Source organism: Candidatus Palauibacter polyketidifaciens, assembly GCF_947581785.1.
Taxonomy (GTDB): domain Bacteria; phylum Gemmatimonadota; class Gemmatimonadetes; order Palauibacterales; family Palauibacteraceae; genus Palauibacter; species Palauibacter polyketidifaciens.
In genome coordinates this window covers 20,169-28,386 of record NZ_CANPVO010000031.1, presented here as the reverse complement: position 1 = coordinate 28,386, position 8,218 = coordinate 20,169, and the positions used below count along the sequence as shown (strand labels likewise).

Annotated in this window: 7 protein-coding genes; all 7 read left to right on the top strand. The window is 72.5% G+C overall.

Translation table 11 applies throughout. From position 1 onward, the window contains the following. A partial coding sequence (gene alr / locus RN729_RS08520) for an alanine racemase (protein WP_310783673.1) occupies window positions 1–987 on the top strand: 987 nt, incomplete at its 5' end. Next, complete coding sequence (locus RN729_RS08515) at window positions 984–1,430, top strand: cytidine deaminase (RefSeq protein WP_310783671.1); 447 nt, start codon at window positions 984–986, stop codon at window positions 1,428–1,430. The genes alr and RN729_RS08515, both read left to right, overlap by 4 nt. Further along, window positions 1,427–2,659, top strand: coding sequence for a hypothetical protein (locus RN729_RS08510; protein ID WP_310783669.1), 1,233 nt, complete (start codon window positions 1,427–1,429; stop codon window positions 2,657–2,659). The genes RN729_RS08515 and RN729_RS08510 overlap by 4 nt, the downstream gene beginning before the upstream one ends. Window positions 2,660–2,754: 95 nt before the next feature. After that, window positions 2,755–3,852 (top strand): hypothetical protein, encoded by a 1,098-nt coding sequence (locus RN729_RS08505; protein WP_310783668.1) that lies wholly within the window; start codon window positions 2,755–2,757, stop codon window positions 3,850–3,852. A 7-nt stretch (window positions 3,853–3,859) separates the two neighbouring features. Then, window positions 3,860–5,317 carry a tRNA (N6-isopentenyl adenosine(37)-C2)-methylthiotransferase MiaB gene (gene miaB / locus RN729_RS08500; protein ID WP_310783666.1) on the top strand — a complete coding sequence of 486 codons (1,458 nt, stop codon included), beginning with the start codon at window positions 3,860–3,862 and terminating at the stop codon, window positions 5,315–5,317. Next, window positions 5,317–5,691, top strand: coding sequence for a hypothetical protein (locus RN729_RS08495; RefSeq protein WP_310783665.1), 375 nt, complete (start codon window positions 5,317–5,319; stop codon window positions 5,689–5,691). The genes miaB and RN729_RS08495 overlap by 1 nt, the downstream gene beginning before the upstream one ends. An 85-nt stretch (window positions 5,692–5,776) precedes the next feature. Beyond that, a complete protein-coding gene (locus tag RN729_RS08490; RefSeq protein WP_310783663.1) occupies window positions 5,777–8,206 on the top strand; it encodes a DNA internalization-related competence protein ComEC/Rec2 in 2,430 nt (809 codons plus the stop codon). Window positions 8,207–8,218 lie beyond the last annotated feature (12 nt).

Below are 8,218 nucleotides of genomic sequence, written 5' to 3'. Positions count from 1 at the left end.
TACGCGTTCGGGGTCGCAACGCCGCCGGAAGGCGCCGAACTCCGGCGGGGCGGGATCGAGCGCCGCATCATCGTCTTCGCCCCTTCGGCCACCACCGAGATCTCCCAACTCCTCGAAGCGCGGCTCGAGAGCGCGGCGCTGAGCCTGGCGTCGTTCGAGAAACTCGAGGCCGGCGCGCGGGCGGCCTCCACGCGGATCCCCGTCCACCTCGAGATCGACACCGGCATGGGTCGCGCGGGGCTCCCGGCGGCGGAGGCTGCGGCATGGACGCCGGAGGTCGCGTCGGTCCTCCAGAGGGGCGGGGTGACGCTGGCGAGCGCCTACACGCATTTCCATTCCGCTGGGACGGATCCGGCCGCGACGTCGCTTCAGTTGACCCGCCTGCGGCGCGCCGCATCGGTGCTGGAGGAGGCCGGCGTGGAGATCCCCTTCCTGCACGCGGCGAACAGCGATGCGATGATGGCGGATCCGCAGTATCATCTGGGGCTCGTCAGGCCGGGGATCTACCTGTACGGGGGACGGCGGGGGACGGGCGTCGCGGGCGCGCCGGCGGACCCGGAGAGTGTGGCGCGGGTACGCGCGAGGGTGCTGGAAGTCCGTGACCTCGCGCCGGGCTCGACGGTCAGCTACGGGGCCACCTACACGACGAAGCGTGCCGAACGTCTCGCCACGCTGGGGATCGGGTACGCGGATGGGCTGCCGTGGCGTCTGTCGAACCGGGGACGAGCGCTCATCCGCGGAGTCGAGGTGCCGATCCGGGGCGGTGTCTGCATGGACGTGACGTCGGTAGACGTTTCCGGCGTGCCGGGTGTCGAAGCTGCGGACGTGGCCACGCTCCTGGGCCGTGACGGAGGGAAAGAGGTCGGGCTGGCGGATTTTGCGGAGAACGCCGGGACGATCGAATACGAAGTGCTGACGGCGATCGGACGCCGCCTGCCGCGACGCTACGTGGGCAGGCCGGACGATGCCGCGGATGGGAGCCGATGACCGAGACTCGAACGACAGCCGGAGAGCCGCTCTCCTGGGAAGACCTCGCCGCCCGGGCGAGGGTCGCCCGCGAACGCGCGTACGCTCCGTATTCCGGTTTCCTCGTGGGCGCGGCGCTCGAGGCCGATGACGGCCGGGTCTTCACCGGATGCAATGTGGAGAACGCCTCGTATCCGGTGGGGACGTGCGCGGAGCGGGTCGCGCTGGGGCACGCGGTGGTTTCGGGAGCGCGCGCCTTCTCGCGCATCGCCATCGTGACGAGCGGCGCCGTCCCGGCCCCGCCGTGCGGCATGTGTCGCCAGGCGCTCGCCGAGTTCGGCCGGAAACTCGAGGTCATGAGCATCGGGACGAACGGGGAGTCGATCGTGTGGCCGTTGCGGGATCTGCTGCCGGCGAACTTCTCGCTGGAGCGGATGGCCGCGCCGGCGGAGGCGGGCCCGTGAACGGACGGGGGGCTGCGGCGCTCGCCACGGTGGTCGTCCTCGTCATGCTGGGCGCATGCGCGGAGGATCCGCTCTCGCTGGGATCCGAGCAGGTACCCGGCGCCGGCGTGGTGACGCGTGACGTCACCATCTCCGTCGCCGAACTGCCATCTTGGCGGGACACGACGCTGACCGGCTTCGCCCGGCCCTCCACCGCGCCGTTCGTGCACCTCTCGGCCGCGGCGGACGTGTCGAGTCGCGGGCTCGCGCGCTTCGACGTCCCCGACACGATCCGGACGTTCGTCGACACGCTGCCGGCAGCGCAGTTCGAGGAGGTAGAGTTCCTGCTCCGCTTCGACACGATCCGCTCCGAGTTCACGGAGTTTCCCGTCACCGTGAAGCTCGTCGAACTGGGGGAGCGGTTCGAGCCTCACGGCGCAACGTGGCAGGAGGCGGCGCCTGGGGTCCCGTGGGGGGCGCCCGGCGGCAGCCTCGGGGTCGAGATCGCGTCGGCGGTGCTGGAGGCGGTGTCGGATACGCTCCTCATGACGCCGGCCGTGGCGGAGGACTCGCTGATGAAGGCGTGGCGGGAGGCGGACGGGGGCAACGGCTTCGCCGTCGTGCTCGACGGCCCCGAGACGAAGCTCCGCCTGACGCAGATGGTGCTCCGGTACGATCCGACCCTCGTCGGCCGGACTCTCGCCGTGCCACAGTCCCAGTTATGGGACGAACGCGCGTTCATCCTGGATCCGCCACAGCCTCCGACCGGCACGGCGCTTCGCGTCGGCGGCCTCCCCGCCTCCCGCATCTACTTCGAGTTCGTGCCGCCCGCCATCCTCGGGGAAGCGGGGCTCGAGGGGTCTACGGTGAGCCAGGCCGAAGTCATCCTGCATCCTCTGGCCGCGCCCGATTTGTATGCGGCGGAGCGCAGGATCGAGGCCCGCAAGGTGAGTTTGCTCGGCGACCCGTTCGAGGTGGGCGAAAAGACCCCGATCGGGAGCGGGGATCTGCTCACGACGACGCTCGATCCGGACAGGCTCCGCGAGGGCGAGCCGGTTCGCCTCGACATCACGCTTCTGATGGCGCGGGCCGTCCTGGATTCGCTGACGCGCATCCGGATCGGCTTCCGGGCGGATCCGGACGCGCAGGCGCTGGGGTACTGGGAGTTCGGCTCCGTCGAATCGCCGCCGGAGTTCCAGCCGCAGCTCCGCGTCGTGTTCAGTTCGGCGCCCGACTTCACGGTGCCGTGATGCGCGCCATCCAAGGGTTCCGGGGATGGGTCCGGGTCGGGTGCGTCGTCGCCCCGCTGGCGACTTCGCCCGGTGCCATTTTGGCACAAACGCCGATGACGGCCGTCGGGCTCGGGTATCCCGTTGCGCCCGTGGATGGCCGGTCGGCGGCGCTCGGCGGATCGGGCTCCGGCCTGCTCGGCGGATCGTACAGCCTCTCGAACCCGGCCGACCTTCTCCTTCACACGGAACCCGGCTTCTCCGTCTCGCTGGCCAGCGAGGGGGTGACGCTGGAGGGCGAAGGCCACTCGCTCAACACGGGGCGGGGGCGTTTCACGACGATCCGCGCGCTCGTCCCCTACAACGACTGGGCCTTCAGCCTGGCCTTCGGCGGCGAGTTCGACCAGGACTGGTCCAACATCCTGCAGGACACGCTGCGGCTGAACGACGGCATGGTGCCCTACGAGGAGACGCGGGAGCACAACGGCGGGATCAGCACGATCGACGCATCGCTCGCGCGCCGGATCGGGCCGCTGGGCATCGGGGTCTCGGCGCAGCGGCTGACCGGCTCGCTGCGGCAGTCGTTCTTCCGGCAGTTCGATGATCCGATCGGAGGGGCTCCCGTGCTCGGCGGGATCGTGGGGGCGAGGGAGCTGTCGTGGCGGGCCTGGCGCTTCAAGACGGGTGGGTCGATCCGGCTGGGCGACCGCGTGGTGGCGGGCGTTGCGCTCGGGACGGGCGGGACGCTGTACGCGACCCCCGAAGCGGCGGAGGAACCCGAGGCGGAGTTCGACCTGCCGACCTCGATCGAAATCGGCGGCAGCGTGCGCGTGACGGACCAGATCCTCCTCACCGCCGGGGGTGGCCGGGCCGGGTGGTCGGCCGTGGGGTCGCGCGACGGGACGGCCGGCTCCGCCTTCCAATCCCACGACATCGCCTGGCTGGGCGGGGGGATCGAGTACGGCGCGCTCTCCCTGCTCGGCGGGAGGCTGCCGGTTCGGTTCGGGTGGCGGAGGACGGGGCTCCCCTTCAGCCGGGGTCCGGAAGCGCTGGAAGAGTCGGCCTTCACGGGCGGCTTCGGCTGGGAGTTCCAGCAGGGGCTCGCCGTGTTCGACCTCGCGTTCGAGAGCGGATCGCGCGGCGACGTCGCGACGGCCGGCTTCGCGGAGAGCTTCCGGCGCGTCACGCTCTCCTTCTCCCTCCGGCAGCGCTGAGCCACCGGTGGAGAGGACGGAGCTCGTCACGCTGAAGACGCCCCGCGCGGATCGCCTCCGCGACCCCCGCCCGGATCGTCCCCGCGACCTCCGCGCGGATCGTCCCCGCGAGCCCCGCCCGCTCGATGCCCGCCCGCGCGACCCTCGCCCGCTCGGAGGCCGGGTCTACATCGAGACCTACGGGTGTCAGATGAACATCAACGACACCGAGTTGATGGAGGGGCTGCTCGTCGACGAGGGCTTCGTGAGCGTGGATGCGCCCGAGCGCGCCGATGTCATCCTCGTGAACACATGCGCGATTCGCGAACACGCGGAACAGCGCGTCCGCGGCCGGATCGGCGAGCTGCAGCGCCACCGGAAGCGGCGCGCCGGCCTCGTGCTGGGGGTGACGGGGTGCATGGCGCAGCGGCTGGGCCCGCGGCTCATCGAGGAAGCGGCGGGCGTGGACCTCGTGGCCGGGCCGGATGCGTACCGCGCCCTCCCGGAACTCATCGGTTCGATCCGGGCGAACGCGATCGAGCGCGGACAGACGCTGCTCGGACTCGACGCGGAAGAGAACTACGAGGGCGTGGACAGCGTGAGGCGGGAAGGCGTGAGCGCCTGGATCACGGTCCAGCGCGGCTGCGATCACCGCTGCACGTTCTGCATCGTTCCCTACGTGAGAGGACCCGAGAAGAACCGGACGCCCGAGGCGGTCCTCGCCGAGACCCGCCGCGCCGTGGAAGATGGGTTCACCGAGGTCGTGCTCCTCGGACAGACCGTGAACTCGTACGAGTCCGGAGACTGGAACTTCGCGACGCTGCTGAGGGCCGTGAGCCGTGTGGACGGGATCCGCCGCGTGCGTTTCACGTCGCCCCATCCCAACGACGTGACGCCGGAACTGCTCGAGGTGATGGCGGGGGAGCCGACGGTCTGCCGCCAGCTCCACCTGCCGGTGCAATCGGGCTCCGACCGCATTCTCAAGCGCATGGTCCGGCGCTACACGAGCGAAGGGTTTCTCGGGAAGGTCGAGGCCGCGCGCCGCGAGGTTCCCGGCATCGCGCTTTCCACGGACGTGATCGTCGGTTTCCCGGGGGAGGCGGAGGCGGACTTCGAGGCGACGCTGGAGCTGATGCGGGACGTGAGGTTCGACGATGCCTATCTGTACAAGTACTCGCTCCGCGAAGGGACGCCGGCGACGCGCTTCCCGGCCGGGGATTTCGTGCCGGACGACGTGGGTTCGGAGCGGCTGGAACGCCTGATCGGCGAGCACCGGGCGATCCAGCGCGAGATCAACGAGTCGGAGGTGGGTTCGCGGCGCGAGGTTCTGATCGAGCGCTCCGCGCGCTCGGCGGGCGATGTGCTCGGCAGGACGGAGCAGAACAAGGTCGTCGCCTTCCCCGGAGACCCCTGCCGGATCGGCACGTACGCGCAGGTGCGGCTCACGGGAACGACGGGCGCGACCTTCATGGGACGGCCCTGCTGATGCGTTTCGTGACGCGGCTCCTCGCCTTCGTCGTCGTCATCCTCGCGGCGTTCTGGTTTTCGGTGCGGAACGGGAACGAACTCGTGAACGTCGTGCTGCCCTTCCTCCGCATCCGCGCGCCGCTCTCGCTCGTCGTCTTCGCCTGCATCCTCGGGGGCATGGGTCTCTCGGGCCTGCTCGCGTGGCGGGCCGAGCGCCGGGCCCGGCGCCTGGCGCACCGGGCGGCGTCGGCGCGCCTCGCGCACCAACCGCTGGCCCCGCCGGCCCCGCTGGAGCCGACCACCCCGCTGAAGCCGCCTGCTCCACCGGAGCCGCCTACTCCGCCCGGGTCCTCGAGCCCACCGGAACGATCGGAGCCGAGCCCCCTCCTTTGACGGACGGTTGACGACGTCTCCGAGCGTGGGGGTGTACCCTGCGCCCGGAGGATGATCGACGTCCCGCTCCCTATCGCCCCTGCTCTTGATCGCCTTGGCGCTCGCCGCCGGGGATGTGGCCGGGCTCGCGCTCGCCCCTGTCGACGCCGTCGCACTCCAGGCCCCCGCGGCCGTCGTGGCGGGGCTTCTCTGCGCCATCGTCGGCCGGGCCGCGGTGAGGGCTGCCCGCCGGGCCGCGGTGGGGGCCGCCGGTCGGGGTCGCCCCGGCCGGGCGGGCGGCGTCCCGCCCCGCGCCACGGTGGGTCTCGCAGTCGTGCTCGCCGCGCTCGCCGGGCTGCTCGCGGGTCTGCCGAGCGGCACGGCGGCGCTGGGGGCCTGCGTCGCCACGCTTGAGGCGGGCGCGGCCGCCGTGGCGGTCGGCACGCTCGCGGACGCGGTGCCGGAGCGGCGGCCGGGCCGGGATGCCGGCCTGGTCCGGGTGTCGATCCGCGACGCCCACATCGTCTCGGGGGGGCGGATCTGCCGCCTGGGCGCGGTGCGCGCCTTCGTGCGGCCCGGAGCGGGGCAGGAGGCTGGCGCGGCGGTGCTCGCCCGGGGCACATGGCGTACGGCGGGCGGGACGAACCCCGAAGCGGGGCGGGCACGGCTGCCCCGTCCGCCCGGGACGCTGGGCTGGATCGGCGGTGCGACGCTGGAGCCGCTGGAGGTCCCAGCGCACGCCGTGGGCTCGCGCGGCCCAGGCCGCTGGATCATCGAATGGCGGGCCGGGCTGCTCGCCCGGCTCGATGCCCGGCTCGCCCCCGAGCACCGGGCGATCGGCAAGGCGCTGCTGCTCGCCGACCGCAGCACGCTCGACCCCGCGACGAGAGAGGCGTTCGTCGGGGCCGGGATCATCCACCTGCTCGCGATCTCCGGGCTTCACGTGGGTCTTATCGGGGCCTCGCTTTCCTGGCTCATCGGCCTTCGCGTGCCCGGTCCCCGCCGGCTGCTCTACGCCGCCTGCTGCACGAGCGCGTACGTGTGCCTCATCGGCGCGCCCCCCTCGGCGGTGCGAGCCGCGCTGATGTTCTGGGGCTGGGCGCTCGCCTTCCGCCGGGCCCGCCCCGCCCGCCTCAGCGATCTCGCGGCGCTCGCGGCGACGCTCGCCATCCTGGCCGACCCGCTCATCGTGACGGATCCGGGGTTCCAGCTTTCCTTCGCCGGGTTCACCGGCGTCGTGCTCGGAGGCCGCGCACCGTTTCCGCCCTGGCTCTCCTCCCGACACCTGCGCGGGATCGGGCGAGCGCTTGCCGTGAGCTGCGGCGCGTTCCTCGTCACCGCGCCGATCGCGGCCTTTCACTTCGACCGCATCGTCATCGCATCGATCCCGGCCAGCGTGGTGGCGGGCGGGGTCGTGAGTCTCGCGCTTCCCGCTCTCGCGCTCACGCTGATCCTGCCGTGGGGGCTCTGGACTCTGTTCGCCGGCGCCGCGGACGTCGCGCTCGCGCTCCTCGCGGCGATCGCGGATTTCTTTGCGGGGCTCCCGCTGAGCTGGGTGGGTCCCGGACTCGGCCCCCGCGCGTGGGCGGTCGCGGCCGCGCTCGTCGCCCTCGTGCTGGACCGGACGCGCGCGCGGCGCGGCCTCGGCGTCGTCTCGGTCGGCGCCGTGCTGGCGCTCACGGTCGCATGGCCCCCGCTCCGGGCCGGCCTCGACCGGGGCACGGCGCTCGTCTGCACCCTCGCCGTGGGGCAGGGCGACGCCGCCGTCGTGCGGACCGGCGCCGGCCGATGGCTCGTCTTCGACGCGGGTCCCGGCGCGGCCTTCCGTACGGCCGGCACGGCATCCGGCCCGCCGCTGATCGCCGACGCGGGAAGCCGCGTCGTCGTGCCCTTCCTGCGCGGCAAGGGCGCCCGGACCGTGGAGCTCCTCGCCATCTCCCATCCCCACCTCGACCATTACGGCGGCGCCGGGGCGGTATTCGAGGCCCTCCGGGTCCGCCGCGTGCTCGATCCCGGCGTCCCGGAGCCCAGCTCCCTGTACCTCGCCTTCCTCGAACGGCTTCAGATGGAGGGTGCCTCCTGGCACGCGCCCCGCGCCGGAGACCGGCTCCGCATCGACGACGTCGAACTCGAGTTTCTCTGGCCCGAAGGCCCGGCCGGCTCGGATGCGAACGAGGGCTCCCTCTCCTTCCGTCTCACGGTCGGCGGCTTCCGCTACGTGAACACGGGCGACGCCGGCGTGGACGTCGAGCGCGAGATCCTGGAGCACCTCGCGCCGCTCCGCCCGGAGGCGGATCTCCTGAAGCTCGGCCACCACGGCAGCCGGACCTCCACTTCCCTCGCATGGCTGGAGGCGACGCAACCGGACATCGCCGTGATCTCGGCGGGGAGCGGGAACCGCTACGGGCACCCGCACGCCGTGACGCTGGCGCGACTCGACTCCGCCCGGGTGCCGCAGGTGTGGCGGACGGATCTCGACGGCCCCCTGTGCGTCGAGATCGACGCGCGCGGATGGAGGATCGCGGACGCGCCTTGACGCGAAAAACCG